This window comes from Bacillus mexicanus, assembly GCF_050445615.1.
GTDB classification, from domain to species: Bacteria; Bacillota; Bacilli; order Bacillales; family Bacillaceae; genus Bacillus; species Bacillus mexicanus.
Genome location: NZ_JBCEYV010000025.1, coordinates 1 through 208 on the forward strand (window position 1 = coordinate 1; position 208 = coordinate 208).

A 208-nucleotide genomic window follows, 5' to 3' on the forward strand; every position below is an offset into this window, starting at 1 on the left:
ACAACGCATAGGACGTGCTAACACATGCGTTACCACAGGATGTGGTGCATGTAGCAGGTGATCCTATATTCGAAGGAATGATCCTTCAAAACTAAACAAGACAGGGAACGTTCTGTTTATAAGACCCAAGGTCTTATATTCCGTATATATCCTTAGAAAGGAGGTGATCCAGCCGCACCTTCCGATACGGCTACCTTGTTACGACTTC

1 rRNA gene is annotated in these 208 nt (G+C 44.7%); it reads right to left on the reverse strand.

Annotated elements, in window-relative coordinates:
- Positions 1 to 156 precede the first annotated feature (156 nt).
- A 16S ribosomal RNA gene (locus tag AAGG74_RS23520) occupies positions 157 to 208 on the reverse strand; the annotation flags it as partial.